This window comes from Phycicoccus jejuensis (assembly GCF_000720925.1).
In the GTDB taxonomy this organism is placed as follows: Bacteria; Actinomycetota; Actinomycetes; order Actinomycetales; family Dermatophilaceae; genus Phycicoccus; species Phycicoccus jejuensis.
This window is the reverse complement of sequence record NZ_JOEE01000001.1, coordinates 296,805-322,553: the sequence shown is the minus strand read 5'-3', so window position 1 is coordinate 322,553 and position 25,749 is coordinate 296,805. Positions and strand designations below refer to the sequence as shown.

At 74.5% G+C, this 25,749-nt stretch carries 31 protein-coding genes; 7 read left to right on the top strand and 24 right to left on the bottom strand.

The window, feature by feature from the left end; all coding sequences use genetic code 11:
* Positions 1-46 precede the first annotated feature (46 nt).
* The gene (locus IG69_RS23165; protein ID WP_342666146.1) at positions 47-835 is read left to right on the top strand and encodes a response regulator; all 789 of its coding nucleotides are present in this window, start codon (positions 47-49) and stop codon (positions 833-835) included.
* Positions 836-1,023: 188 nt separating this feature from the next.
* On the opposite strand, the gene IG69_RS0101510 is transcribed toward IG69_RS23165, so the two are convergent.
* The 9 genes from IG69_RS0101510 to IG69_RS0101470 all read right to left on the bottom strand — a co-directional run bounded on the left by IG69_RS0101510 (position 1,024) and on the right by IG69_RS0101470 (position 7,713).
* Complete coding sequence (locus tag IG69_RS0101510; RefSeq protein ID WP_030526423.1) at positions 1,024-2,262, bottom strand: RNA polymerase sigma factor; 1,239 nt, start codon at positions 2,260-2,262, stop codon at positions 1,024-1,026.
* Positions 2,259-2,624: a YciI family protein gene (locus tag IG69_RS0101505; RefSeq protein WP_030526422.1), complete on the bottom strand. Its 366-nt coding sequence runs from the start codon at positions 2,622-2,624 to the stop codon at positions 2,259-2,261. The genes IG69_RS0101510 and IG69_RS0101505 overlap by 4 nt, the downstream gene beginning before the upstream one ends.
* Complete coding sequence (locus tag IG69_RS0101500; RefSeq protein ID WP_051750004.1) at positions 2,621-3,001, bottom strand: YciI family protein; 381 nt, start codon at positions 2,999-3,001, stop codon at positions 2,621-2,623. Before IG69_RS0101500 ends, IG69_RS0101505 begins: the two co-directional genes overlap by 4 nt.
* Complete coding sequence (locus IG69_RS0101495) at positions 2,998-3,360, bottom strand: YciI family protein (protein ID WP_030526420.1); 363 nt, start codon at positions 3,358-3,360, stop codon at positions 2,998-3,000. The genes IG69_RS0101500 and IG69_RS0101495 overlap by 4 nt, the downstream gene beginning before the upstream one ends.
* Before the next feature lie 126 nt (positions 3,361-3,486).
* Complete coding sequence (locus IG69_RS0101490) at positions 3,487-4,536, bottom strand: LLM class flavin-dependent oxidoreductase (protein ID WP_030526419.1); 1,050 nt, start codon at positions 4,534-4,536, stop codon at positions 3,487-3,489.
* 28 nt (positions 4,537-4,564) lie between these two features.
* The gene (locus tag IG69_RS0101485) at positions 4,565-5,218 is read right to left on the bottom strand and encodes a TrmH family RNA methyltransferase (protein ID WP_245616050.1); all 654 of its coding nucleotides are present in this window, start codon (positions 5,216-5,218) and stop codon (positions 4,565-4,567) included.
* Between the two features lie 10 nt (positions 5,219-5,228).
* Entirely contained in the window at positions 5,229-5,963 is a 735-nt protein-coding gene (locus IG69_RS0101480; RefSeq protein WP_030526417.1) for an amino acid ABC transporter ATP-binding protein, read from the bottom strand.
* Positions 5,960-6,835 (bottom strand): amino acid ABC transporter permease, encoded by an 876-nt coding sequence (locus tag IG69_RS0101475; RefSeq protein ID WP_030526416.1) that lies wholly within the window; start codon positions 6,833-6,835, stop codon positions 5,960-5,962. Before IG69_RS0101475 ends, IG69_RS0101480 begins: the two co-directional genes overlap by 4 nt.
* Positions 6,832-7,713: an ABC transporter substrate-binding protein gene (locus tag IG69_RS0101470; protein ID WP_030526415.1), complete on the bottom strand. Its 882-nt coding sequence runs from the start codon at positions 7,711-7,713 to the stop codon at positions 6,832-6,834. The genes IG69_RS0101475 and IG69_RS0101470 overlap by 4 nt, the downstream gene beginning before the upstream one ends.
* A gap of 213 nt (positions 7,714-7,926) precedes the next feature.
* On the opposite strand from IG69_RS0101470, the gene IG69_RS0101465 reads away from it, so the two are divergent.
* A complete protein-coding gene (locus IG69_RS0101465) occupies positions 7,927-8,610 on the top strand; it encodes a DedA family protein (RefSeq protein ID WP_030526414.1) in 684 nt (227 codons plus the stop codon).
* A 423-nt stretch (positions 8,611-9,033) separates the two neighbouring features.
* Here the strand turns inward: IG69_RS0101465 and IG69_RS0101460 are convergent, their stop codons facing one another.
* Genes IG69_RS0101460 through IG69_RS0101440 form a run of 5 tightly spaced genes read right to left on the bottom strand, consistent with a single transcriptional unit; the run spans position 9,034 to position 13,843 of the window.
* Entirely contained in the window at positions 9,034-9,660 is a 627-nt protein-coding gene (locus tag IG69_RS0101460) for a response regulator (RefSeq protein WP_030526413.1), read from the bottom strand.
* A complete protein-coding gene (locus tag IG69_RS0101455) occupies positions 9,657-10,874 on the bottom strand; it encodes a sensor histidine kinase (RefSeq protein WP_051750003.1) in 1,218 nt (405 codons plus the stop codon). Before IG69_RS0101455 ends, IG69_RS0101460 begins: the two co-directional genes overlap by 4 nt.
* Positions 10,875-10,908: 34 nt before the next feature.
* Positions 10,909-11,709 (bottom strand): ABC transporter permease, encoded by an 801-nt coding sequence (locus tag IG69_RS0101450; RefSeq protein ID WP_036828639.1) that lies wholly within the window; start codon positions 11,707-11,709, stop codon positions 10,909-10,911.
* Positions 11,706-12,578 (bottom strand): ABC transporter ATP-binding protein, encoded by an 873-nt coding sequence (locus tag IG69_RS0101445; protein ID WP_036828635.1) that lies wholly within the window; start codon positions 12,576-12,578, stop codon positions 11,706-11,708. The genes IG69_RS0101450 and IG69_RS0101445 overlap by 4 nt, the downstream gene beginning before the upstream one ends.
* Positions 12,575-13,843 carry an MFS transporter gene (locus tag IG69_RS0101440; protein WP_030526410.1) on the bottom strand — a complete coding sequence of 423 codons (1,269 nt, stop codon included), beginning with the start codon at positions 13,841-13,843 and terminating at the stop codon, positions 12,575-12,577. Before IG69_RS0101440 ends, IG69_RS0101445 begins: the two co-directional genes overlap by 4 nt.
* A gap of 59 nt (positions 13,844-13,902) precedes the next feature.
* On the opposite strand from IG69_RS0101440, the gene IG69_RS0101435 reads away from it, so the two are divergent.
* Complete coding sequence (locus IG69_RS0101435; RefSeq protein WP_051750001.1) at positions 13,903-14,475, top strand: ArsR/SmtB family transcription factor; 573 nt, start codon at positions 13,903-13,905, stop codon at positions 14,473-14,475.
* 4 nt (positions 14,476-14,479) lie between these two features.
* On the opposite strand, the gene IG69_RS0101430 is transcribed toward IG69_RS0101435, so the two are convergent.
* Complete coding sequence (locus tag IG69_RS0101430; protein WP_051749999.1) at positions 14,480-15,085, bottom strand: LemA family protein; 606 nt, start codon at positions 15,083-15,085, stop codon at positions 14,480-14,482.
* A gap of 121 nt (positions 15,086-15,206) precedes the next feature.
* Here IG69_RS0101430 and IG69_RS0101425 point away from each other — a divergent pair, with 121 nt between their 5' ends.
* Entirely contained in the window at positions 15,207-15,638 is a 432-nt protein-coding gene (locus IG69_RS0101425) for a universal stress protein (RefSeq protein ID WP_030526407.1), read from the top strand.
* A complete protein-coding gene (locus IG69_RS0101420; RefSeq protein WP_036828632.1) occupies positions 15,638-17,089 on the top strand; it encodes an alanine/glycine:cation symporter family protein in 1,452 nt (483 codons plus the stop codon). The genes IG69_RS0101425 and IG69_RS0101420 overlap by 1 nt, the downstream gene beginning before the upstream one ends.
* A gap of 63 nt (positions 17,090-17,152) precedes the next feature.
* Here the strand turns inward: IG69_RS0101420 and pyrE are convergent, their stop codons facing one another.
* From pyrE to IG69_RS0101395, 5 genes are all read right to left on the bottom strand, one after another.
* On the bottom strand, positions 17,153-17,707 hold the full coding sequence (gene pyrE, locus IG69_RS0101415; protein ID WP_030526405.1) for an orotate phosphoribosyltransferase: 555 nt from the start codon (positions 17,705-17,707) through the stop codon (positions 17,153-17,155).
* Positions 17,708-17,737: 30 nt separating this feature from the next.
* Complete coding sequence (locus IG69_RS0101410; protein ID WP_030526404.1) at positions 17,738-18,220, bottom strand: hypothetical protein; 483 nt, start codon at positions 18,218-18,220, stop codon at positions 17,738-17,740.
* A gap of 108 nt (positions 18,221-18,328) precedes the next feature.
* Complete coding sequence (locus tag IG69_RS21940) at positions 18,329-18,766, bottom strand: hypothetical protein (RefSeq protein ID WP_030526403.1); 438 nt, start codon at positions 18,764-18,766, stop codon at positions 18,329-18,331.
* An 86-nt stretch (positions 18,767-18,852) separates the two neighbouring features.
* Positions 18,853-19,629 (bottom strand): SDR family NAD(P)-dependent oxidoreductase, encoded by a 777-nt coding sequence (locus IG69_RS21935; protein ID WP_030526402.1) that lies wholly within the window; start codon positions 19,627-19,629, stop codon positions 18,853-18,855.
* A complete protein-coding gene (locus IG69_RS0101395; RefSeq protein ID WP_030526401.1) occupies positions 19,626-20,495 on the bottom strand; it encodes an alpha/beta fold hydrolase in 870 nt (289 codons plus the stop codon). The genes IG69_RS21935 and IG69_RS0101395 overlap by 4 nt, the downstream gene beginning before the upstream one ends.
* A gap of 65 nt (positions 20,496-20,560) precedes the next feature.
* On the opposite strand from IG69_RS0101395, the gene IG69_RS0101390 reads away from it, so the two are divergent.
* Entirely contained in the window at positions 20,561-21,340 is a 780-nt protein-coding gene (locus IG69_RS0101390) for an exodeoxyribonuclease III (protein WP_030526400.1), read from the top strand.
* A 58-nt stretch (positions 21,341-21,398) separates the two neighbouring features.
* Entirely contained in the window at positions 21,399-21,815 is a 417-nt protein-coding gene (locus tag IG69_RS0101385) for a hypothetical protein (RefSeq protein WP_051749997.1), read from the top strand.
* Between the two features lie 116 nt (positions 21,816-21,931).
* Here the strand turns inward: IG69_RS0101385 and IG69_RS0101380 are convergent, their stop codons facing one another.
* The 4 genes from IG69_RS0101380 to IG69_RS0101365 all read right to left on the bottom strand — a co-directional run bounded on the left by IG69_RS0101380 (position 21,932) and on the right by IG69_RS0101365 (position 25,668).
* Positions 21,932-22,735 (bottom strand): DNA-formamidopyrimidine glycosylase family protein, encoded by an 804-nt coding sequence (locus IG69_RS0101380; protein ID WP_030526398.1) that lies wholly within the window; start codon positions 22,733-22,735, stop codon positions 21,932-21,934.
* A 66-nt stretch (positions 22,736-22,801) separates the two neighbouring features.
* On the bottom strand, positions 22,802-23,311 hold the full coding sequence (locus IG69_RS0101375) for a mycothiol transferase (RefSeq protein ID WP_030526397.1): 510 nt from the start codon (positions 23,309-23,311) through the stop codon (positions 22,802-22,804).
* A gap of 10 nt (positions 23,312-23,321) precedes the next feature.
* Positions 23,322-24,995, bottom strand: coding sequence for an MFS transporter (locus IG69_RS0101370; protein ID WP_036828628.1), 1,674 nt, complete (start codon positions 24,993-24,995; stop codon positions 23,322-23,324).
* Positions 24,976-25,668 carry an LppX_LprAFG lipoprotein gene (locus tag IG69_RS0101365; protein WP_030526395.1) on the bottom strand — a complete coding sequence of 231 codons (693 nt, stop codon included), beginning with the start codon at positions 25,666-25,668 and terminating at the stop codon, positions 24,976-24,978. Before IG69_RS0101365 ends, IG69_RS0101370 begins: the two co-directional genes overlap by 20 nt.
* Positions 25,669-25,749 lie beyond the last annotated feature (81 nt).

The following is a 25,749-nucleotide window of genomic DNA, read 5'->3' as shown; positions in this document are numbered from 1 at the left end:
GCCGATGTGGCCCGTGGGACGACCGGGCCGGCGGACGGACCGTGGCTTGCGCGCGCTTCTTGACCGAATCTTCGTCAACCGGCGGGCGCACCCGGTCGATGCGTCGGGTGACAGATCCCGGCACCCCGCCGGGCTCGAGCTCGTCGCGTCGCACCGGCCGGACCTCGTCCTGTCCGACTGGAACATGCCGGAGATGACGGGCATCGAGTTCCTCGTGGCGCTGCGCGCCGCGGGCGACGCGACCCCGTTCGGCTTCATCACCTCCGAGGGCTCCTCGCTCATGCGGGGTCAGGCCCTGCAGGCCGGGGCGCTCTTCCTCATCGGCAAGCCGTTCACGGCCGAGTCCTTCGCGCTCCACCTCGACCCCGTCCTCGGCCGCGGCGTGCACGCCCCGGTCGCGACGGTCACGGTCGAGGAGCGGGTCGCCGGCCACACCGGCCTCCCGGAGCGCAAGGAGGCGCGCGACCTGCTCGAGCGCCTCCTCGCGCACGACTGCGCGGTCGACTCCGCGGTCGGCCACCCCGTGCCCGGCGACCGGCGCACGACCACCGCGGAGCTCGTCGGCGACGACGGCCACCTCGCGGCGCTCTTCGTCGCCGAGCACGAGCTCGTCGTCCGGCTCGGCGCGTGCCTGTCGCTGACGCCCGCCCCGCCGCCGAGGGCCTCGTCAAGGACGGGGAGACCACCCCACCCGTCGAGTCCGGCTTCTCGGAGGCGCTCAACGTCTTCACCTCGCTGTTCAACGGCGGCGGAGGACCGCACGTCAGGCTCGGCCGCGTGTGGTTCAACGCGGCCCCGCCGCCGGAGGTGCTGCCCCCGATGGAGGGTTCACTGACCCGCGACGACATGGTCGTCACGGTCTAGGGGTACGGGGCCGGCCGGCTCTCGGTCGTGCTCCCGGCGACGGCCGTCGCGACGAGCGGCGCTGCCTGACGCTCGTCGACCCCGGCGCAGGCCCGTCGGGGCCGGGCACCCTCCCGCGACGTGGGGAGGCGGTGCCCTGCCCCGGCAGGTCCTCGCGCGTCACCCGGCGGCGACGGCCTCGCGCCGGGTAAGCAGGTGGGCGCGCTCGACGTCGTTGCCGCACAGGCGGATCGCCTCGTCGAACGCGGCGAGCGCCGCGTCGTCCCCGGCGCGGGCCAGCAGCTCGGCGCGGACCGCGGCGAGCCGGTGGCTGCCGGCGAGGGCCTCGAGGCCGTCGAGCGCGGCGAGCCCGGCCTTGGGACCGTCCCTCTCGGACAGGGCCACGGCCGCGGCGAGCCGGGCGCTGGGCGACGGGTTGACCTGCAGCAGAGCCGCGTAGGCCTCGCAGATGCGGTCCCAGCGCGTGGCGTCGGAGGTCGGCGCGAGGGCGTGCTCCGCAGCGACGAGGGCCTGGAGCCGGTAGGACTCGACGAGCGGGTCGGGGCTCGGCGCCACCCCGGCGAGCAGGTCGACCGCCTCGGCGACCTCGTCGTGGTGCCACAGCCCGCGGTCCTGGTCGGGCAGGAGGACGAGCCCGTCCTCCGCGTCGACCCGCGCGTCGCGCCGCGAGTGCTGGAGCAGGACGAGCGCGAGGAGCGCGCGCAGCACGGGCTCGTCGGGCACGAGTGCGTGGGTCACCCGCACGAGCCGGACGGCCTCGCCGGCGAGGTCGGCCCGCAGCAGGTCCGGGCCCGAGCCCGGCGCGTAGCCCGCCGTGAACGCGAGGTAGGCCACCTGCGCGACGACGCGCAGCCGCCCGGGGAGGTCGCCGCGGCCGGGCACCGCATAGGGGATGCCCGCGGCGACGATCTTCTTCTTGCCGCGCGTGATCCGCGCCGCCATCGTCGGCTCCGGCACGAGGAAGAGGCGCGCGATGTCGGCCGTCGAGACGCCGACGACGAGCCGCAGCGCGAGCGCGCTCGCGACCTCGGGCCCGAGGGACGGGTGGCAGCAGAGCAGGACCAGGCGCAGCCGGTCGTCCTCGACGAGACCTCCGGGGTCGACCATCGCCCCTCCTCCTGTCCCGCGCTCGGCCTCGACGACGAGCAACGGCTCCTTGCGGGCGGCCATCGCCTCCCCGCGCAGCCGGTCGAGCACCCGGCGCCGGGCCGCGGTGAGCAGCCAGGCGGCGGGCTTGTCGGGGGCGCCGTCGGCCGGCCACCGGCGGGCGGCCGACTCGACGGCGTCCCCGAGGGCGTCCTCGACGAGGTCGAGGCGGCGGAACTGGCCGAGGAGGAGCGCCACGAGGCGCCCCCACTCGTCCCGGACCGTCGCCGTGAGGACCTCGTCGGCCGTCACAGCGGCGGGTGGTCCGGGATCTCGACGACGGGGCGGATCTCGACGGTGTACGCGCTCGGCAGGAGCCGGGCCGCGGCGATGGCGGCGTCGAGGTCGGGGAGCTCGACGTCGTAGTAGCCGCCGACCTGCTCGGCCAGCTCGACGAACGGCCCGTCGGTGACCACGCGGTCCTCCGCAGCACCGGGCGCCAGCGTCGTGGCGGTCTCGGCGTCGGCGAGCGGCGCCCCGGAGATGCGCCGGCCGTGGGTGTCGACGTACCGCTCGAAGGCGTGGTGCGCGTCGAAGTACCCCTGCTGCACCTCGGGGGACGCCTCGGACCAGTCTCCGGGCTCGTACGCGACGAGGACGACGTAGCGGGTCACGACGCACCGCCGTGGTTGTGCTCGCCGTCCTCGACGAGGTCCCGGAACTCGAGGTGCTCGCCGCGGGTCGCGAACTCGGTGCACAGGCGCACGAGGTCGGCGCGGTCGTCGGTCTCGAGGAGGTAGAAGCCGACGACCTGCTCGGCCGACTCCGTGAACGGGCCGTCGGTGACGAGCACGCCACCGGAGCCGTCGGGCCGCATCGAGAGCGCTCGCTCGGACGGCGTGAGCGGCGAGACCGCGAGGATGCGGTGGCCGCCGGCGGCGAGGTCGCGGTGGAACCGCTCGTGCGAGCGCATCCCCTTCTCGTGCTCCTCGGGCGGCAGCTGGGCCCACTCGGCCTCGGGCGCCGGCAGGAGGACCAGGTGGCGGCTCACGCGGGCCGGTCCTCGGGCTGCACCGTGCGACGCACCTCGACGGTGTCGCCGAGGGCCGCGATGATGCGGCAGCACTCGAGCAGGTCGTCGAGGTCGTCGGACTCGACCTGGTAGAAGCCACCGACCTGCTCGGCGGTCTCGGTGAACGGCCCGTCGGTCACGGGGCCGCCACCCCCCGGGATGCGCTTGGCCTCGCTCGTGGCGTGCAGCTCGGCGCCGCCGGTGATGCGGTGGCCGCGCTCGGTCAGCTGCTGGGCGAAGCGGCCGTACTCGGCGTAGCCGGCGGTGCGCTGCTCGGCGTCCATGGTGGTCCACCAGCGGTCGGCGTCACCGACGATGAGGACGACGTACTCGGGCATCGGGGTCTCCTTCGGGACTGCGGGCCGCCCAGTGCGGCCTCACCCCCATGACGCGCGGGACGGACCGACCTCGACAGGTCTACCGGACTTTTCCCATCGCCGCTCCGGACGCCGCGCCGCGGCCCCTCAGGCGAGGGCGCCGGCGAGCAGCCGGAGCGTCTCCTCACGGGCCGGGGCCCGGTCGGCCGGCGTGCCGGCGACGGCGCCCGCCACCGGGTGGACCATCACCTCGTCGACGCCGAAGGTCTGCGCGAGGTCGTGCACCTGCGCGGCGGCCTCGTCCGGGGCGCCGACGACCCAGCGGCCCACCATCTCGGCGCCGAGGGCCTCGTGGGCCGGGGGCACCTCGAGCGCCTCGGCCTCCTCGACGAGCAGCTGGGCGGCGAGGCGCTGGCCGGTGCGCAGCGCCACCATCGAGCGGACGTTGGGCAGGGCGAGCCGCTGCGCCTCCTCGGCGGTGGGGGCGACGACGACGTTGACGGTGAGGAGGGTCCGCGGCTCGGGGTGCGCCTCGGAGGGCTGGTACTGCGACCGGTAGAGGGCCAGCGCCTCCGCCGTGCCGCGACCGGAGAAGTGGTGCGCGAAGACGTAGGGCAGGCCCCGGGAGGCGGCGAGCCGGGCCGAGAAGTCCGACGAGCCGAGGAGCCACACGGTGGGGACCGAGGTGGCCCGCGGCGTGGCCCTGAGGACGTGGTCGCCGGAGGCCAGGCGCAGGCCGACGCCGTCGGGCGACATCATCGCGAGGACGGTGTCGACGTGGTCGGGGAAGCGCTCGGCGGCGTCCGCCTCGACGCCCCCGCCGCCGCTGCGCAGCGCCCACGCCGTCACCGGGTCGGTGCCGGGGGCGCGGCCGAGACCGAGGTCGACACGGCCGGGGAAGGCGGCCTCGAGCAGGGCGAACTGCTCGGCGACGACGAGCGGGGCGTGGTTGGGCAGCATGACGCCGCCCGACCCGACCCGGATGCGCTCGGTGGCGGCGGCGACCATCGCGGCGAGCACCGGCGGGTTGGTCGCGGCGACGGCCGGCATGTTGTGGTGCTCGGCGAGCCAGTAGCGGTGGTACCCGTGCTCGTCGGCGACCCGGGCGAGGGCGCGGGTGGCGGCGAGCGCGTCGGCGGTGCTCTGGTCGGAGCGGACCGGCGCGAGGTCGAGGACGGAGAGCGTGGGGGTGGTCACCGAGGGGTCAGCGACCTCCGCCCCGGCGCTATTCCGTGGGGCCGGTCACGGGACGCTGGTCGAAGACGTGCCGGCGCACCCACGCGTGCATCGCGACGGCGGCGGCCGCGCCGGCGTTGACCGACCGGGTCGAGCCGAACTGGGCGATGTGCAGGACGACGTCGCACACCTGCTGCATCTGCGGGGTCAGCCCGGCCCCCTCCTGACCGAGGACGAGGACGCAGGCCCGCGGCAGGTCGTACGTCTCGAGCGGCACCGACCCCGGCACGTTGTCGACGCCGACGAGCGGCAGCGGTGCGCCGTCCTCCCCCGCCGTCGCGGCCCAGGCCGCGAGCGCCGCCGCGTCGGGGTGGTGCACCTCGTGCTGGTAGCGGTCGGTGACCATCGCCCCGCGCCGGTTCCAGCGGCGCTTGCCGACGACGTGGAAGGCCGCGACGTTGGTGGCGTTCGCCGTGCGCACGACCGAGCCGATGTTGAGGTCGTGGCGCCAGTTCTCGATGGCGACGTGCAGCGGGTGCCGGCGCGTGTCGAGGTCGGCGACGACGGCGTCCATCCGCCAGTACCGGTACCGGTCGACGACGTTGCGGCGGTCGCCGTCACGCAGCAGCTCGGGGTCCCAGTGGTCGCCCTCCGGCCACGGCCCCTCCCAGGGCCCGACCCCGATCTCGCGCTCGTCCTCCACGCGCAGCAGGCTAGGCGTGCATGCGGGCGAGGAAGCGGCGGGTCCGCTCCTCGCGCGGGTCGCCGAGCACCTGCTCGGGCGGCCCCTGCTCGTGGACGACCCCGCCGTGGAGGAAGCACACGGTGTCGGCGACCTGCCGCGCGAACCCCATCTCGTGGGTGTTGAGGACCATCGTCATGCCCTCGTCCTTGAGCTCGCGCAGGAGGTCGAGGACCTCGCCGACGAGCTCGGGGTCGAGGGCCGAGGTGACCTCGTCGAGCAGCATGAGCCGGGGCTGGTTGACCAGGGCCCGGGCGATGGCGACCCGCTGCTGCTGGCCGCCGGAGAGGTCGTCGGGGCGGGCGGAGGCCTTCTCGGGCAGGCCGACCCGCTCCAGCATCGCCATCGCGCGCTCCCTGGCCTCGGCCTTGGCGACCTTGTGGACCCGGATCGGCGCGAGGGTGATGTTGTCGAGCACCGACAGGTGGGGGAAGAGGTTGTAGGCCTGGAAGACGACGCCCGTCCGGGCGCGGACGGCATCGGCGTCGACCCGGGGGTCGGTCACGTCCTCGCCGTCGAGGGTGATGCGCCCGTCGTCGACGACCTCGAGGAGGTTGACGCAGCGCAGCAGCGTCGACTTGCCCGAGCCGCTCGCGCCGATGAGGACGACGACCTGCCCCTCGTGCACCGAGAGGTCGAGGCCGCGCAGGACCTCGTTCTCGCCGAACGACTTCCGGACGCCCTCGAGCCGCAGCACCTCGCTCACAGCATCCCTCCCGCGCCGTGGAAGCCCTGCCGTCGCGCGACGTGGTCGGTCAGCCGGGCCATCGGGATGGTCAGACAGACGAAGAGCGCACCGGCGACGACGTACGGCGTGAAGTTGAAGTCGAGCGCGGTCTCGATCTGCGCCGCCCGGATGGCGTCGATGACGCCGAGGACCGCGATGAGGCCGGAGTCCTTCTGGAGCGAGACGAGGTCGTTCATCAGCGGCGGCACGACCCGGCGGACGGCCTGCGGGAGGACCACGTGGCGCATCGTCTGCCCGTAGGACAGGCCCAGCGAGCGGGCGGCGGCCCGCTGCGACGGGTGCACCGACTCGATGCCGGCGCGGAAGACCTCCGCCACGTAGGCCGAGTACGACAGCACGAGCGCGCAGGCGCCCCAGAACAGCGCCGACGACGGCAGGCCGGACAGCCGCAGCGCCGGCGCCCCGAAGCCGAGGACGAAGATGACGAGGAGCAGCGGCAGGCCGCGGAAGAGGTCGACGTACGCCGTCGCGAAGAGCCTCAGCGGGAACGCGACCGGGCCGCGGACGGTGCGCATCACCGCGAGCGTCAGGCCGAGGACGGCGATGACGACGCCGCAGGCGAGCATCACGCGGATGTTGAGCCAGAGGCCGTCGACGACGGCGGGGAAGGACTCGACCGCCTTGTCCCAGTCCAGGAACGTGTCGCGGACGCGCGGCCACCCGGGCGAGGTGACGACGAGGGCGACGACGACCCCGACGAGCAGCAGCGTCGAGACCGCCGAGATGCCGGCCGACCGCACCGCCCGGCCGCGGCGGTAGCGCCGTCGCTCGAGCTCGAGGGCGGACGGCTGCGCGTCGGACCCCGTCGCCGGTGCTGCCGGGGTGGTCACTTCAGCTCGGGGGCGCCCTGCGTCGAGAGCCACTCGCCGACGAGCTTCTCGAGCGTGCCGTCGGCGCGCAGGGCGTCGACGGCGGCGGTGACGCAGGGGGTGAGGGAGCTGCCCTTGTCGAGCACGGCGCCGAACTGCTCGGGCGTGCCCTGCGCGGGCAGCTGGCCGACGATGACGCCGTCGTCGAGCTGGGCCGCCGTCATGTAGAAGCCGGTCGGCAGGTCGACGACGATGCCGTCGATCTGCTGGTTCTTCAGGGCCTGGACGGCGAGGTCGTTGGTGTCGAAGACGGCGACCTGCTCGGTGGGGGCGATCTGCTGCGTGGCGGCGGTGTAGGACGTGGTCCCCACCTGGGCGCCGAGCCTGGCGCCCTTGAGGTCGGCGACCGAGGGCTTGCCGTCGATCGGGCTGCCCTTGTACGTGATGACGGTCTGGCGCACGTCGTAGTAGCCGGAGGAGAAGTCGACGGCCTTCTTGCGGTCGTCGCTGATCGAGACCTGGTTGAGGTCGAGGTCGAAGGTCTTCGGACCGGGGGCGATGGCCGTGTTGAACGGCACGACGGCCCACTGCACCTTGTCCTCGGCGTAGCCGAGCTTGTCGGCGATCGCGTACGCGACGGCCGACTCGTAGCCCTTGCCGTTGGAGGGGTCGTCGTCGACGAACCACGGGCCGTAGGCCGGCTTGTCGGTGCCGACGGTCAGCGTGCCGGCGGTGAGGGTCTTCAGCGCGTCGGGCGTGCAGCCGGCGAGCGGGTCGGACGAGGTGCCGCTCGGCGTCGCGGAGGCGGCGGGCTGCTCGTCGACGGGGGCGCCGCAGCCGGCGAGCGCGAGGGCGGCGGCCGCGAGGGCGGGGACGACGAGGCGAGGACGTCGGGTCATGCTGTGCTCTCTTCCGGGGGCGCGCGGTGGACCTGCGCGTTCACGCGCGAGAGTAGCCGCGGGGGACGGATCGCGTCGCGGGTGTCCATCCGCGCGGGGCTTTCCGCAGGGTCGCCCGCTGCTCCGCCCGGTCCGTCCGGCGGGAAGCCACAGGTGGCACACAGCGTCGGGCGGCCGCGCGGTCATGGCGGAGCACCTACCCTTGGGGCCGTGATGCACTCCCTCGGGCCCAACTGGATGGACCCCCAGTACCTCCTCGACACCTACGGGTCGGCGTTCTTCTGGATCTCGCTGGCCATCGTGTTCGTCGAGTGCGGGCTGTTCTTCCCGATCCTGCCGGGGGACTCGCTCCTCTTCGCCGTCGGCCTGTTCGTCGCGAGCGGCCAGCTCCAGGTCAACCTCTTCGTCGCGATGGGGGCGCTGTTCGCGGCCGCCTTCCTCGGCAACGTGGTCGGCTACGAGCTGGGCCGCAGGCTCGGGGCGCCGCTGCGCAACCGGGACGGGCGGATCATCAAGCGGCAGTACTTCGACAAGACCGAGGAGTTCTTCGACCGGTACGGCGCCAAGGCGCTGGTGCTCGGGCGGTTCGTGCCGATCGTGCGCACGTACATCACGGTCGTCGCCGGCATCGGCCGGATGGAGCGGCGCCACTTCTTCACCTGGTCCGCCGTCGGCGCCGCGCTCTGGGTGGGGGTCGTGACCCTGGCGGGGCACTTCCTCGGCAACGTCGCGTTCGTCAAGGACAACCTCGAGGTCGTCATCCTCGCGATCGTGCTCGTCTCGGTCGTGCCGGTCGTCATCGAGTGGCTGCGCCACCGCCGCGCCGCCGCGATGTCGCCGGCCGAGGCGCGCGCGGAGTCCGACGAGGTCGTCGACGAGCTCGAGCAGCGCCCCTGACCAACGGGTCGAGGTGAAACCCGACCCTCTCGCGGTCTCTTGTCACCTCGACCCGCTGCTCCCCTTGCCCGGTCGAGGTATCCGGCCGCCGTCAGACGTGGGCCGGATACCTCGACCCGCGCCACGCGCGGCCGGTCGAGGTGAAACCCGACCCTCTCGCGGTCTCCTGTCACCTCGACCCGCCGCGCCCGACCACAGGGCATGTCCCTCACGACCGCTGTCGTTCGCCCCTCATCCCGGAGCAACTGGGATGAGCGGCACTCCTCGGCCGCTCGTCATGGTTGCTCCAAGCCACGACGCGAGCGGGACGAGCGGTGCGCTACGACCGCTCGTCATGGTTGCTCCGGTATCGGAAGCGAACGACAGCGGCCGGTAGGGGTCGTTCCGCTCGGGCCTCGACCCGCTCGCCCCGGCGGGCAGTCCTCAGCCGAGGTCGATGAGGCCGCGACGGTGGGCCTCGGTGACCGCCGCCGTGCGGTCCTGCACCCCGAGCTTGGCGAAGGCGCGCAGGAGGTGCGTCTTGACGGTGGCCTCGCCGATGAAGAGCTGCCGTCCCACCTGGGCGTTCGACAGCCCCCGCGCCACGAGCCCGAGCACCTCGACCTCGCGCGCGGTGAGGTCCGGGACCGCCGGCGCCCGCAGCCGGTCCGCCAGCCGCGCCGCGACCGGCGGCGCCAGCACCGTCTCGCCGCGCGCCGCCCGCCGGATGGCGTCCGTGAGCAGCGACGTCGGCGCGTCCTTGAGCAGGTACCCCCGCGCCCCGGCCTCCACGGCCCGGACGATGTCGGCGTCGGTGTCGTAGGTCGTGAGGACGAGCACCTGCGGCGCGGACGGCATCGAGCGCAGCCGGGCGGTCGCCTCGGCTCCGTCCATCACGGGCATCCGCAGGTCCATGAGGACGACGTCGGGCTCCAGGCGCGGGACGAGCGCGAGCGCCTCGGCGCCGTTGCCCGCCTCCCCGACGACGTCGAGGTCGGGCTCCTCGCCGAGCACGGCGACCATCCCGGCCCGGACGACGGGATGGTCGTCGACCACGAGCAGACGGATCACCGGGGTACCTCCAGTCGCAGGGTCGTGCCCGAACCGGGCACGCTCGTCAGGTCCACCTCGCCGCCGACCTGGGCGGCGCGGGCCCGGACCCCGTCGAGGCCGAAGCCCCTGCGGTCGGCGCCCGTGTCGAACCCGCGGCCGTCGTCGCACACCGTGAGGACGACCCGCTCGGGCTCGTAGGCCAGCGACACCGCGACGTGGCCGGCGGACGCGTGGCGCCGGACGTTCGAGAGCGCCTCCTGGGCCGTGCGCAGGAGGACGACCTCGGCGACCCCGCCGAGGGGCGCCGGCTCGCCGTCGACCGTCACCTCGGCGCGCATGCCGGTCTCGCTGCTCACGGCGTCCCCGAGCCGCTGCATCGCCTCGACGAGGGTGCGTGACTGCAGGTGCCCCGGGGTGAGCTCGGCCACGATGAGCCGCGCCTCCGCGAGGTTGTCGACGGCCGTCCGCTCGACGAGCGAGAGCCGCTCGCGGGCCGTCGCGACGTCGCCGCGGGCCAGCGCCGCGTCCGCCGCGCGGGTCAGCGTGACCACCGACGTGAACCCCTGCGCGAGGGTGTCGTGGATCTCCCGCGAGATGCGCTCGCGCTCGTCCTGCACGCCGCGGTCGCGCTCGACGGCGGCGAGCCGGGCCTGAGTGGCCTGCAGCTCGTCGATGGTCTCGGCGCGGCTCTTCGCCTCGTCGACGATGCGGTTGATGAAGATGCCGAGGGCCGTCGAGATGCCGAGCGAGATGACCGAGCTGATGAGGATGGCCCCGAGGGCATCGGAGTCGAACCCGCTCTGCCAGAACCGCACCCCACCGAAGACCGCGAGGGACAGGAGCGTCCCGACCGCCGCCCACCGGACCTCGAGCATGGCCCACATCTGCGGGTAGAGGATGAAGTAGAGCATCCACGACTCGGTGCCCGGGTCGACGAGCTGGATCAGCAGGAGGAGGGACCACGCGACGACCTGGTAGGCGACGCCGGCCCGCTGCTGCTGCCGGATGCCCCGGACCCCGAGCGTCGCGTACGCCACGGCCATCGCGACGAGCAGGAGCACCGAGGGCCACAGGCCGTGCGGGCCGCGCTCGTCGAGGACCGTGACGACGACCGCCGAGGCCCACACGATGGCGAAGGCCCCGTGCCAGAAGGGCTCCTGCCGCCGCCACATCGCCCGGAACTCGGCGGTCGACACCCCCTGCTCGGGGACGTCGGCGCTGGCCTGGCTCATGCCCTCATCCTGCCCGTCGGGCGGCGCGAGCGCCTCACACCGTGCCGCGCTTGAACCACGTGAACGTCGTCAGGCAGAGGACCAGACCGGCGACCGCCCACCCGGCGAGCACGAGCAGCACCCGACCGGGCTCCCACGAGCCGGCCATCTCGGCCGAGGCGAGGCCGTCCGGCAGGAACACCGCCCGCATCCCCTGGGCGATCCACTTGAGCGGGAAGACCGACGCCACCTGCTGCAGCCACTGCGGCACGTCGGTGAAGGCGATGTACACACCGCTGATGAACTGGAGGACCAGCTGCGGGCCGATGACCACGGCTCCGATGGAGCGCGACGACGCGAGCGACGAGTACGCGATGCCGAGCACCGTGCCCCCGAAGACGCCGAGCGAGAACACGCCCGCGAAGAGCAGCCACCGACCACCGGTGTCGGGGAGCGGCACGTCGAAGGCGAGCCGGGCCACGAGCAGGAGCAGCACGACCTGGACGAGCGAGGTGCACACGACGAGACCGACCTTGCCGAGGAAGTACGCCGCCGGCGGCATCGGCGTGGCGCGCAGCCGCTTGAGCGTGCCGTCGTCGCGCTCGGCGGCGACCGACATCGCCATCGTCTGGAAGCTCGTGAGGATGACGCCGGCGGCGACCATCCCCGGGAGGAAGTAGCGGGCCGCGGTCATCCCGGTGCGGGCCGAGTCCTCGAACTGGCTCGAGAAGATCACCGAGAACAGGAGCAGCAGGAGGATCGGGAAGAGGAAGGAGAAGAAGACGGCCTCCTTCTCGCGCGAGTACATCTTCAGCTCGACGGTCGTGCGGTCGACACCGAGGGCGAGGGTGTTCATGCGGGCACCTCCTGGCGCTCGGTCGTGACGTGGGGGGCGATGAGCCCGAGGTAGGTGTCCTCGAGCGAGGGACGGGTGACGGTCAGCTCGGGGACCTCGCCGCCGAACCGGGCTGCGAGGGAGGCGACCTCGGTGGTGGGCGTGCCCGTACGGACGGAGCGCCGGGTGCCGTCCTCCTCCCACGAGACCGTCGCCTCCTGGGACTGACGGCCGCCGAGGGCGGCCGGGGTGTCGAGCGCGAGCAGCCGCCCACCGGCGATGACGCCGACCCGGTCGGCGAGGTGCTCGGCCTCGTCGAGGTAGTGCGTCGTCAGGAGGATGGTCGTGCCGCCCTGCGCGAGGCCACGGATCAGCTCCCAGAAGTCGCGGCGGGCCTGCGGGTCGAACCCGGTCGTCGGCTCGTCGAGGAAGAGCAGCTCCGGCCGCCCGACGATCCCGAGCGCGACGTCGAGCCGGCGGCGCTGGCCCCCGGAGAGGCCGGTGATGCGGTCGTCGGCCTTGGCGCCGAGACCGGTCGCCTCGATGACCTCGTCGACGTCGCGCGGCGTCGCGTAGCACCGCGCGGTGCTGCGCAGCGCCTCGCGCGGGGTGAGCAGGTCGAGGCCGCCCGAGGTCTGCAGGACGATCCCGATGCGGTCGCGCCAGGCCCGGCCGGCGCCGTGCGGGTCGGTGCCGAGGACGGAGACCTCGCCGCCGTCGCGGTCGCGGAAGCCCTCGAGGATCTCGACGGTCGTCGTCTTGCCGGCGCCGTTGGGGCCGAGGAGGGCGAAGACCTCGCCGGTGTGGACGTCGAGGTCGAGGCCGGCGACGGCCCGGTGGCTCCCGTACGTCTTGGTCAGCTCGCGGATGCGGATGGCTGTCTCGCTCATGCCTCCAGCGTGCTCGGACCGGGCGTGCTCCGGGACGCCCGGGCGGTGGACGCGCCGTCCACCGACCGGTGGACGACCCAGGCGGCGACCCCCGCCACGAGCAGGGTGCCGGCACCGGCGACGAGGTAGGCCGCGCGCGGGCCGGCGAGCGTCCCGACCGTGCCGCCGAGGACCAGCGCGAGCGCACCGGCGGCACGCGAGAGGCCGCTGACCAGGGCGACGACGGCGCCTCGGTGGTCGGCGTCCAGCTCGTCGAGGAGGAGGCCGAAGACGAGGGCGTTGACCACGCCGAGCAGGAGGCCGAGCCCCAGCCCGAGCGCGAGGTAGGTGAGGTAGCCGGGTGACACCGACTGCCCCGCCTGGCCGAGCCCGATGAGGGCCATCGACGCGAGGACGGCCCGGACCCGGGAGGTGCGCGAGGTCGCCGCGCCGGAGAGCACGGCGCCGACCACCGCCGCCCCACCGTGGACGGCCTCGGCGAGCCCGAACTGGGCAGCCGACGCGCCGAGGACGTCCCGGAGCAGGAACACCTCGACGGCGTTGACGGACTCGAGGGTGACCACGAGCGGGAGCAGCGCCAGGACGAGGACACCCAGGACGGGGTCGGCGCGCAGCGCGACCACCCCGTCCCGCGGGAGCAGGCTCGAGGTCCACCGGCGAGGACCGGCGGACGCCTGGGCGGCACGACGCTCACGGGCGACCCGAGGGAGCGCCACCGCGGCACCCGCCAGCACGAGGAAGGTCGCGGCGTCGAGAAGGAGCGCCGCGGACGGCCCTCGCCACTGGACGAGCACGCCGCCGAGACCGGCACCCGCCGGCCCGGCCACCCCTCGCACCGCCTGCTGGAGGGCGACGACGCGGCCCGCCGCCCCACCGGGGACGAGGCGCGGCACGACGGCGGTCCAGGAGGGGTTGCCGAGCGCGAAGCCGGTCTGGAGGACGGCGACCAGGGCGAGGGTGGCCACGAGCCCGTCGACGGTCGCGAGGGCGGCGGCCGCCCCGGCCTGGACGAGCGCCGTCACGGCGAGCACGCGACGGGGGTCGGCACGGTCGGCGAGCGCGCCGGCCGGTCCCATGAGCAGGACGACCGGGACGGCGAAGGTCCCGAGGAGCAGCGCGACGGCCCACGGCCCCTCCCCCGAGGCATGGACCCGCAGGAGCAGGGCGACCATCGCCGCCGAGTCCCCGGCGACACCGACCGCGGCCGCGAGCACCGTGGTGCGGACGGCCCGCACCGACATCACGTCGCGGTAGTTCCGAAGCATCTCTTTCACAGTTGTGAAGGTAGTCCTTCACAACTGTCGAGGTCAACTACCATCGACCCATGCCCGCGCCCGATCGCTCCGAGCTGCGGATCACCGACCCCCGCGCGCTGCGGGCGCTCGCCCACCCGGCCCGGCAGCGCGTCATCACCGAGCTCTTCTCCGGCGAGGTCCTCACCGCGACCGAGGCGGGCCGGCTGTGCGGCCTCACGCCCTCGGCGATGAGCTACCACCTCCGCGCGCTGCAGAAGTGGGGCATCGTCGAGCGGGGCGAGAGCGGGGACGGCCGCGAACGCCCGTGGCGCGCGACCGCGGACGGGATCTCGATCACCCCGGAGGCCCATCGCGGAGCGGGCGCGGCGACGAGCCGGCTGTCCATCCACACGTGGTTCAGCGACCTCGAGGGCGACCTCGAGCGGCTCGCCGACGCCGTCGGCGACGGCGAGGAGCACGGGATGACGTCACGGGGCCGGGTCTGGCTGACCGACGCCGAGGAGCGCGAGATGCGCGAGCGCATCATCGACGTCGTGCGCGAGTACCGGGGCCGGACCCGCCGCGACCACCCCGAGGGCGCGCGTCCGTGGAACGTCTACGCGCTCGTCCTGCCCGCCGAGGAGCCCGGCCCCGGCACGTGACCCGTCAGGGCGTGGGGGAGCCGGCAGACGGCGGCGGGATGGGGGTGTCGCGCTGGCCGAAGTCGACCTTCGGCGCCTCGCGCTGCTCGCCCACCGCCTCGAAGTACTCGGCCCGCTCGATGTGGAACAGGTTCGCGACGATGTTCGTCGGCACCGTCTCGACCTTGGTGTTGAGGTCGCGGACGGTCGCGTTGTAGTACCGGCGGGCCGACGCGATGCGGTCCTCGGTCGAGCTCAGCTCGGCCTGCAGCGCGAGGAAGTTCTGGTTCGCCTTGAGGTCGGGGTAGGCCTCGGCGACGGCGATGAGCCGGCCGAGCGCGCGCCCGAGGAGGTCCTCGCTCTCGGCCTGCTGCGCCGGCGACTGGCCGGGCGACATCGCCTGTGCCCGAGCCGACATGACGTCCTCGAGCGTGCCCCGCTCGTGCGCCGCGTACCCCTTGACGGTCTCCACGAGGTTGCCGATGAGGTCGTGCCGGCGGGTCAGCTCGACGTCAATCTGCCGCCAGGCCTCCTGGACGAGGTTGCGCAGCTTGATGAGCCCGTTGTAGGCCGCGACCGCCCAGAGGACGAGGGCCAGCACGATGACGACGACGACGATGGTGGCGATCACGAGGGTTCCTCCGGGGACGGGGTCGGGCCGATCCTACGGGCCGCCGGGTGTGGCGCGGGTCACACCCGAGCCGCTAGGGTCGAACGGGACCGTACCGATCGCCCTGAGACCGGGAGGCCCCATGGAAACCGTCGTCGTCGGTGTCGACAACAGCGACGCGTCCACCCGAGCGGTGGAGTTCGCCGTCGAGAGAGCCCGCCACAACGACTGGAAGGTCGTGCTCGTCCACGTCGTGCCGTGGAGCCCCTACTCCTTCCAGACCGCGAGCGAGAACGAGCACCGGCACCGCGAGAAGGAGCGCGAGCTCGCGGCCGCGACCGAGCAGGTGCTCGTCCCGATGGCCCGCATCGCCGAGGACGGCGGCGTCCCGCACACCGAGGTCGTCCGCCACGGCAAGCCGTCCGACACCATCACCGACGTCGCCCGCGAGACCGGCGCCGTCCACGTCATCGTCGGTCGCACCGGCGACGGCGGCCTGCGCGAGGCCGTCTTCGGCTCGGTCGCGAGCCGGCTCGTCCAGCACGCCCATCTCCCCGTCACGGTGGTGCCCTGATGAATCCCGTCGACCTCTTCACCCGCTTCTCCGACTGGCTGACCGGCCTCGTCTTCTACTCCGTCGACGTCGGCGGCGCGACGCTGCCGCTCATCGTCGTCTGGCTCGTCGTCGCCGGCGCGTTCTTCACCGTCTGGCTCGGCTTCATGCAGGTCCGTGGCCCGAAGCTCTCCATCGACCTCGTCCGGGGTCGCTACTCCGACCCCGACGACGCCGGCGAGGTGACGCACTTCCAGGCCCTCGCCACCGCCGTCTCCGGCACCGTCGGGCTCGGCAACATCGCCGGTGTCGCCATCGCCATCTCCCTCGGCGGACCCGGCGCGACGTTCTGGATGATCCTCGCCGGCCTGCTCGGGATGGCGACGAAGATGGCCGAGTGCATGATGGGCGTGCGGTACCGCCGAGAGCACGCCGACGGCTCCGTCTCCGGGGGCCCGATGTACTACCTGCGCGACGGCCTCGCCGCGCGCGGGATGGGCGGCCTCGGCAAGGTCCTCGCGGTCCTGTTCGCGCTGTTCATGATCGGCGGCGCCGTCGGCGGCGGCAACATGTTCCAGTCCAACCAGGCGACCGCGCAGATCATCGCCGTCACCGGCGGCGAGGACTCCTACATCGCCGACGTGCCGTGGGTCGTCGGCCTGGTCTTCGCGGGCCTCGCCGGCGCCGTCATCATCGGCGGCATCAAGAGCATCGCCCGGGTGACCGAGAAGATCGTCCCCTTCATGGCCGGCCTCTACATCGTGGCCTGCCTCGTCGTCCTCGTCTGGAACGTCGGCGCCGTCCCCGAGGCGTTCGGCTCGATCCTCACCGGTGCCTTCTCTCCCGAGGGGGTCGCCGGCGGCGCCGTCGGCGCGCTCATCGTCGGGTTCCAGCGGGCGGCCTTCTCCAACGAGGCCGGGCTCGGCTCGGCGTCGGTGGCGCACTCGGCGGTCAAGACCAAGGAGCCCGCCACCGAGGGCTTCGTCGCGATGCTCGAGCCGTTCATCGACACGGTCGTCATCTGCACGATGACCGCGCTGACGATCGTCATCACCGGGGCCTACACCAACCCGGACGCCTCCGAGCTCGGCGGTGTCGCGCTCACCTCGGACGCCTTCGCGACCGTGCTGCCGTGGTTCCCCAACGTGCTCGCGCTCGCGGTCGTGCTCTTCGCGTTCTCGACGATGATCAGCTGGTCGTACTACGGGATGAAGGCCACGGGCTACCTCTTCGGCGACAACGTCGTCGCCGAGAACACCTTCAAGGTCGTCTTCCTCGTCTTCACCGTCGTCGGGTCGGCGGCCGCCCTCGGGCCGGTCATCAACTTCTCCGACTCGGCGATCTTCCTCATGTCCCTGCCGAACCTCGTCGGGCTCTACCTCATGGCACCGGAGATCCGCGGCGTCATCCGGAGCTACTTCGACCGGGTCCAGAAGGGCGAGGTGACGCAGGTTCCGCAGCCGACCCGCTGAGCCACGGGCCTCCGGGCCCGCCGCCCACCCTGCTCGCAGGGCGGGCGCCGGGTCGGCTGGCGGTCAGGCGAGGCCGAGGTCCTCGAGGCCGTAGACGTGGCGGTACTCCAGCCCCGCGGCGGCGAACTTCTCGGCGGCGCCGGTGGCGCGGTCGGCGATCGTCGCGACGGCGACGACCGTCCCGCCGGCCTCCTGGACGGCCTGGGCGGCATCGAGCGGGGACGCGCCGGTCGTCGAGGTGTCCTCGACGACGACGACGCGCCGGCCCTCGACCGACGGTCCCTCGATGCGCTGCTGGAGGCCGTGGGCCTTGCCGGCCTTGCGGACGACGAAGGCGTCGAGCCGGCCGCCGGCCGCGGCGCTCGCGTGGAGCATCGAGGTGGCGACCGGGTCGGCGCCGAGGGTCAGGCCGCCCACGGCGTCGAAGTCGAGGTCGGCGACGAGGTCGAGCATCACCCGCCCGACGAGCGGGCTCGCCTCGCCGTCGAGGGTGACCCGGCGCAGGTCGACGTAGTAGTCGGCCTCCTTGCCGGAGGAGAGGGTGACCCGCCCGTGCACGATGGCGCGGTCGCGGATGATCTCGAGGAGGCGGGCCCGGTCGGCGGCGATGTCGGTCACGGGCACCACGGTAGGGGGTCGGTCGAGGGCTCAGCGTCGCCGGCGCGGCAGCGGGGTCGGCAGCCAGGTCGAGCCGAGGTCGACCGGCGTCACGGCGCTGCCCCACTCGCCGGACCACCCGACGCCGCCGCGGACGAGCGGCTCGTCGGCGGGGCCGGCCGGGTCGGCGCCGTCCCAGATCTCCTCGCCGACGCGGAGCGTCCGCCCGGTCGGGCTCGTGACGACCGCGCGGGCCAGCAGACGGAGCAGGTCGGGGCGCATCCCGTCGAGCAGGACCCGGGGCCGGTGCCGCTCGCCGTGGACGAGGAGGCGGGCCAGGGTCGGGACGTCGTCCGGGCGGACGCGGGTCCCGGTGAGGCAGAGGCGCTGCACCTCGAGGAGCAGGGCCTGCCGGGCGGCCGCGCCGAGCCGGGTCAGCGCGTGACGGTGCGCCGTCTCCTGCCAGTCGGCCGGGGCGGTGCGGAGGAGGTGGCGGTACTCGCGGAGCACCGCGGGCTCGACGGCCGGGCGCACCTCGCGATGCTACGTCGCGGCCGCGGCGTCGGGAAGACCCCGGCGCCGCGGCCGCCCCCGGTACCGCACGGGCCGGTCGCGGAGGGGGTGGGCCGGCCCGTGCGGAGCTCATCCGGCGCGCTCGAGCAGCCGCTCCGCCGCCGCGCCGAGGACGTCCTGCATCTCGGGGTCGTGGTCGTACTGCTCGGCGAGGGCGGCGGCCGCGAGCGCGGCGCCGGTGAAGAGCTGCCCCTCGTCCCAGTCGTGGCGCGGCTTCGGCTTCGGCCACTTCTTCGGCCAGCCGGTGCCGCACCAGTCGTCGATCTCGTCGAGCAGCGCCCGGCCCCCGCCGTCGCGCCCGCCGACGATGATGATCGAGGTCCAGAGCAGCGACTCGAGCATCCGCGCCCCGATGGCCGCCTCGCGCGGCGGGAGCGGCTGCGGGTTGAGCTCGACCTCGTCGAACCGACCCACGACGCTCCACGCGGGACCGTGCGGGACGATGGCGTCCCAGGCCTGCGGGGGGATGCGCACGACGTGCGCGAGGGCCTTCCAGCTGACGGCCATGGTGGCCTCCTTCCGTTCCCGCCGGTGCGGGTCACCGGGGAGGAGGCACGAGGTGCCGACCCTGATACCGGGTCGGCGCGGGTGGCTCAGCGACGCCCGCGCAGCCGCTCGACGAGCCGCGTGCCGGCGCCGCGCACGAGCGGGCGCGGCGCCATCCGCACGGCGAGCGACAGCGCCTTCCACTGCGGGCCCGGCACCGAGACGACCCGACCGGCCGCGGCGTCGGCCAACCCCTGGCGGGCGACCTCGTCGGCGTCGAGCCACAGCCCGCGCGGCACCCCGGGCAGCGACATGCGGGCGCGCTCGTGGAACTCGCTGCGGGTCAGCCCCGGGCAGACCACGGTGACCGTCACCCCCGTCCCCGCGAGCTGGCCGGCGAGCGCCTCGGACAGCACCGTGACGTACGACTTCGCGGCCGAGTACGGGCCGCTCGTCGTGAAGGACGCGACCGAGCTGACGTTGACGATGCGCCCGCTCCCCCGCGCCCGCATCGCCCGTCCGGCGGCGTGGCAGGTCAGCAGGACGGCCCGGACCATCACGTCGAGCGCGGCCTCCTCGCGGCGGATCTCGTTGTCCAGGAACGGGTGCTGCTGCCCCAGGCCGGCGTTGTTGACCAGCACCTCGACCGGGCGGTCCTCGTCGGCGAGGCGGTGGCAGACCTCCTGCGTCTGCGCCCGGTCGGCGAGGTCGGCGACGAGCACCTCGGTGGCGACGCCGTACCGCTCGCGCAGCTCGGCGGCCAGGCGCTCGAGGCGGGCGCGGTCGCGGGCAACGAGGACGACGTCGAGGCCGTCGTGGGCGAGCCGCTCGGCGAAGGCGCGGCCGATGCCGGCCGAGGCACCGGTGACGAGGGCGGTGCTCATGCCGCCGTCCCCTCGCCGGCCTCGCCGAGGAAGGCGACGAGCGCGTCGAGCACCTCGGTGGGCGACTCCTCGGCGCAGAAGTGGCCGCCCGGGACGGCGTGCCCCTGCACGTCGTCGGCGTACCCCCGCCAGACGTCGAGGACGTCGTAGGTGCGCGCCACGAAACCCGCTGCGCCCCAGAGGACGAGCAGCGGGCAGGCGAGGCGCTGCCCGCGGCTCGCGCGGTCGTCGTCGAGGTCCGGTCCGAGCGCGGCGCGGTAGTCCTCGCAGCTCGCGTGGACCGCCTCCGGGGTGGCGAAGCAGCGGACGTAGTCGCGCACGGCGTCCTCGTCGAAGACGAAGTCCGGCGCCGACCAGCGGCGCAGCTTCTCGCGGAGGTAGAGCTCCGGGTCGGCACCGACGAGCCGCTCGGGAAGACCGTCCGGCTGGGCGAGGAGGAACCAGTGGTAGTAGCCGGTCGCGAAGGCGGCGTCCGCGTGCTCGACCATGTGCAGCGTCGGGGCGATGTCGAGGACGGCGAGCCGCGCGACGCGCTCCGGGTGGTCGAGCGCGAGCCGGTGGCCGACGCGCGCGCCGCGGTCGTGGCCGACGACCGCGAACCGGTCGTGGCCGAGCTCGTCCATCACCCGCACGACGTCGGCGGCCATCGTCCGCTTGGCGTACCGGCGGTGCCCGGGGTCGCCCGCCGGCTTGTCGCTGTCGCCGTAGCCGCGCAGGTCGGGGGCGACCACCTCGTGGCCGGCGGCGACGAGCCCCGGCACGACGCGATCCCACATCCGGTGGGTCTGCGGGTAGCCGTGGAGGAGGACGACGGGCGGCCCCTCCCCGCGGCGGGTGACGTGCAGCGTGGGCTCGGCGGCGTCCATCGCCCCAGCCTGCACCGCCGGGACGGCCCACGAGCGCCGTCGGTGCGCCTCGTTAGGGTGGCCGCGTGCGCATCGCCACCTGGAACGTCAACTCCATCCGCTCCCGCATCGACCGTGTCGAGGCCTGGCTGCAGCGGGCCGACGTCGACGTCCTCGCGATGCAGGAGACCAAGGCCAAGGACGAGCAGTTCCCGTACGAGCGGCTGCGCGCCCTCGGCTACGAGGTCGCGCACCACGGCCTCAACCAGTGGAACGGGGTCGCGCTGCTCTCGCGGGTCGGGCTCGACGACGTGCAGGTCGGCTTCGACGGCGACCCCGGGTGGGGCGAGCCGCTCGCGCCGGAGGCCCGGGCCATCGGCGCGACGTGCGGCGGCGTGCGCGTCTGGTCGGTCTACGTCCCCAACGGCCGCGCCCTCGACGACCCGCACATGGACTACAAGCTGACCTGGCTGCGCGGGCTGCGCGACCGCGCGGTCGAGTGGGCCGCCGACGGCACGCCCGTCGCCCTGTGCGGCGACTGGAACATCGCGCCGCAGGACGAGGACGTCTGGTCGATGGAGTACTACCTCGACAAGTCGCACGTCAGCCCGCCGGAGCGCGCCGCGTTCGCGGCCTTCCTCGACGCCGGCTTCGTCGACGTCGTCCGCCCGCACACCCCGGGGGCGTACACGTACTGGGACTACCAGCGTCTCGCCTTCCCCAAGAAGCGCGGGATGCGCATCGACTTCGTCCTCGGCTCGCCGTCGTTCGCCTCGCGCGTCGCGGGGGCCGCCATCGACCGCGAGGAGCGCAAGGGCACCGGTGCCAGCGACCACGCGCCGGTCGTCGTGCAGCTCGACGCCTGAGCGCCCGTCCCGCGGGAGGGGCGTGACGGGCGTCGGTGCCCGGGGTTACGGTGCGGTGATGACCCGCCCGCCCCACGAGAACGTCGCGACGGTCCTCGTCGACCCGGCGGTCCTCGGCGCGCTCGAGGTCGCCCTGATGCACCTCGACCTGCGCGTCTGGCCGATGGCGACCGCGCCCGTGCCGGGCGACGGCCCCCGGCGGGCGTTCCAGTACCGGCGCCGGGTCCTCATGGCGCGCCGCGGCGCCTGGGACGACGCCGAGGGCTGGGTGCCGGTGTGGGTGTCCTTCGGGGCGTCGTGGCGCTCCGGCGCCGACCCGCTGCCGTGGGCCGCGCACGCCGCGCTCTGGGACGAGCTCGCGCGCTGGGGCGACCGGGTCCGGTACCGCAAGTGGCTGACCGGCGTGGCGCCGCTGCCCGTGCCCGTCGGCGTTGACGGCGCCGGCACGAGCCCGGGCACCCGCCGCCGCGCCTGACCGGTGCGTGCCTCGCCGCGCGCCGCACCCCGCATCCCGCCGCGTCGCGCGCTACACCGCAGTACGTGTCGCTGGGGCGTCACTTACTGCGGTGTAGCCGGGACCGACGAGGGAGGTCAGTGCTGCTCGCGGGGGCAGAACCACGTCGTGCGCCCGCCGACGGTCGCCCGGGCCATCTCGCTGCCGCAGCGCGGGCAGTGCCCCGACGACCCGCGGTGCGCGACGACCTCGAGGGTGTGGACGCCGCCCTGCCGCACGGCGGTCCGGACGGCTGCGCGCAGGCTGCGTCGCAGGGCGTCGAGGTCGTCGGTCCCGAGCGTGTCGACGGTGCGGCGCGGGTCGACCCCGGCCTGCCAGAGCACCTCGTCGGCGAGGAGGTTGCCGACCCCGGCGATCACCGACTGGTCGAGCAGGCGGGCCTTGACGGGCGCCCGCCCCCGGCCGACGCGCTCGCGGAACTCCCCGCGCCCGATCTCGGCGGCGTCCGGGCCGAGGGCGTCGACGTCGGGGTCGAGCCGGACCCGGCCGAGGCGCCGAGGGTCGAGCAGCCGCAGCCGGCCGCCGCCCTCGAACGTCAGCGAGAAGCGGTACCACTCCTCCTTCGGGGTGCGGGCCGAGCGCCGCGGCGGCACGTAGTCGCCGCCGACGTCGTCGCCGTCCGGCCCGGTGACCACGATGCGCCCGCTCATCCCGAGGTGGATGCCGAGCGTCGGCGCGTCTCCGCCGAGCTCGCACCACATGGACTTGCCGCGACGGTGGGCGGCGGTCAGCCGGTGCCCGACCAGCGCGTCCCGGATCTCGCCGGGGCGGTGCGGCCGGCACTCCCACGTGTCGGAGTCGTCGACGTCGACGATGGTGCGGTGCAGCCCTCCCCGCTCGATGACGGCGCGGGCGGACTCGACCTCGGGCAGCTCGGGCATCTGCCGATCCTCGCCGCTCGGGAGCGCCCGACCGGTTCCCAGCGCCCGATCTCCCGCGGACGTGTGTCAGGCGCGGTCGAGCATCCCCGCGGCGTAGGAGGCCTGGCCGACGTGCTGCGTCGCGTCGTTGAGCGCGCTGACGAGCCGGACGGCCAGCGTCACGGGCGGGTCCCAGTCCTCGTCGACGACGCGGTCGAGCGACTCGGGGGTCACCTCGGCGAGGGCGTCGGTGACCATCGCGTGCGTCGCGTCGAAGTAGCCGCGCAGGTCATCGGCGGAGGCGCGCACCGCACGGACGTCGTCGAAGGACATCCCGTAACCGTGCGCGCTGGCGGGGAAGGGCAGCCCGAAACGCTCGAACCATCCGCCGGAGGTCCACACGACGTCGCGGTCGAAGGCGTCGGCGACGTGGGTGTCGAGGACGCGGGTCAGGTGCCACACGAGCCACGCGACGGTGTTCGCACCGTCGGCGGGCGGCTGGGCGAGCCTGTCCTCGGGAACGTCGTCGAGCAGGCCGTGGACGGTGTCGCGCACCCGGTCGAGGGCGTCGGTGAGCAGGTCGTTGACGGAGGCCATGCCCCCGACGCTACGCCCGGTGCGGGGTCCCGGAGGCTGCGCGGTCCGCGGTGTCCGGACGGCCCGCGCGGCGGCCCAGCGTCAGCGCGACGGCGGCCCCCGCGAGCGCGGCGAGGGCGGCGCCCCGGAACACCGAGGTGACCTGGACGACGGCCGCTGAGCGCAGCGCGTCGGCGTCGGTCGGGTCCGGGAGCGCGGCCACCGCTCCGTAGTAGCGGTGCAGCCCGATCGCCGTGAGGAGCGCGAGCCCGACGACCATCCCGACCATCCGGGCGACGACGACGAGCGAGGAGGCGGCTCCGTGCGTGTCCTCGGACGACTCGGCGAGCGCGGCGTCGTTGACGGGGGCCAGCGCCAGGCCGATGCCGAGCCCGGTCACCGCCAGCACCGGGGTGGCGGACCATCCCGAGAGCGAGGTCGCCCCCCACGTGGACATCACCCCGAGCCCGAGCGCGGTCAGCCCCAGCCCGGTTCCGGCGACGGGTCCCGCGCCGGCGCGGCGCAGCGCCCACCCGCCGGCGAGCGCACCGACGGGGACGGCGAGGAGGAAGCGGACGAGGACGAAGGCCGCCTCGGTCTCGTCGCCGCTCAGGACGACCCGCGCCATGAGCGGCACGTCGACGACGACGGCGACGAGGGCGACCCCGACGAGCAGCGAGACGACGAGCGCGCGGACCAGGCGCCCGCGCACCAGCCCGCGCGGGACGAGCGGCGCGACCGCCCGGCGGTGGTGGACGAGGTAGGCGAGCGCGAGGAGGGCGGCGACGGGCAGCAGCGCGTAGCCGAGCGGGCCGACGACCTCGCGCTCGGGCTGCGCGGCGGCGAAGGTGAGGACCACGCAGCCGAGCGCTCCGCCGACGAGGGCGGCGCCGAGCAGGTCGACGCGCCGGACCGCGGCCCAGCGCCCCCGCAGCCAAGCGCCCAGCGCGGCGACGAGGAGCACGAGAGCGAGCACGCCGATCGGGGTCGCGAGGCGCGAGGTCGCGTCGCCGAAGGGGACGAACGGGACGCCCAGCGACACGCTCGTCACGAGCGCGTCCGGCGCCGCGAGGGCCAACCAGCCGACACCGCCGGCGAGCACCCCGAGGACGGTGGGGAGAAGGCGGGGACGTTGCGGCACACCGCCCCCCGTGACGACGACCGCGCCGGCCAGCACCACCCCCGCCACCGCGCCGAACCAGAAGATGGCCCGCCAGTCGGCGACCGCGAGCACCGCGGCACCGAGCACCGGCCCGAGGACGGAGCCGAGCTCCTGCACGGCCCCGACGACCCCGAGCGGGACGCCGCGACGGCCGGGCGGCCAGAGGTCGGCGACGAGCGCGAGGGTCGCGGGGACGAGCCCCCCGCCCCCGGCGCCCTGGACGACCCGCCCGGTGACGAGCACCGGCAGCTCGGTGGCCAGCGCCGTGACGACCGACCCGACGACGAAGACGCCGAGGCAGGCGAGGAGGACCCGCCGGCGGTCGACGACGTCGGCGACCCGCCCGACGAGCGGCAGCACGGCGACGTAGCCGAGGAGGAACCCGGAGACGATGGGCGTCGCGCGCTGCAGCGAGTCGATGCCGACGCCGACCCCGCGCATCATGTCGGTGAGGGCGAGGACGACGACGTAGGTGTCGGCGGCGGCGAGCGCGACGGCGACGGACGCGGCGCCGAGCAGCGCCCTAGGGGCGGTCGATGGCAACGGGGGCGCCGTACCCGGTGAGCGTCAGCGTGTACGTCGAGTCCGACCCGCCGAAGAAGGGGCCGACGAGGGTCGCGGTGCGCAGCTGGTCGGCGTCGGTCAGGCCGTAGGTGACCTCGTACGTGCCGTCGCCCTCGCCGAGGTGGAAGAGGCCCTCGACCCGTTGCGCCGGAAGGGTGCCCGTGACCTGGGTGAGGATGTCGCGGCCGGCCCGCACCTGGCCGCCGGCGGTCGGCGACGTCGTCTCGGGGAGCAGGCCGGCGATGCCCTTGGACGGGTCGAAGAAGGTCGCCGGGTTGGGGGCGTTCAGCGTCGAGAGGTCGAACGGCTCGAAGTCGGGGGTGAAGAGCTTGAGCCACGTCTCGTCGCCGATCGCGATGACCTCGACGGTGGCGCCGACGCCCTTGACGGTGCCGGTGATCGTGCCCTTGAACTTCGGCTCGGTGGGGCTGACGACGCCCTGCCCGGTCGCGGCGGTCACGCCGTTCGTGCGCGCGGGGACGTCCGTGCTCTTGAGGTCGAGCGTGAGGCTGCCGGCCTGCTCGAGCGCGGCCCGGGCGGCCTCGAGGCGCTGGGTCGGGGTCTTCGCGGGCGCCTCCTCCTCGTCGGAGCACCCGGCGGGGAGCGCGACGGCCGCGGCCAGGAGGAGGGCGGGGAGCAGGCGGCGGCGCATGGCGGTCAGGGTAACCGGCGCGCGGGCGGGCCACGTCAGGTCCGACCGGTCCGCGACACGGGGGTTCGCCCACGAAGCCCC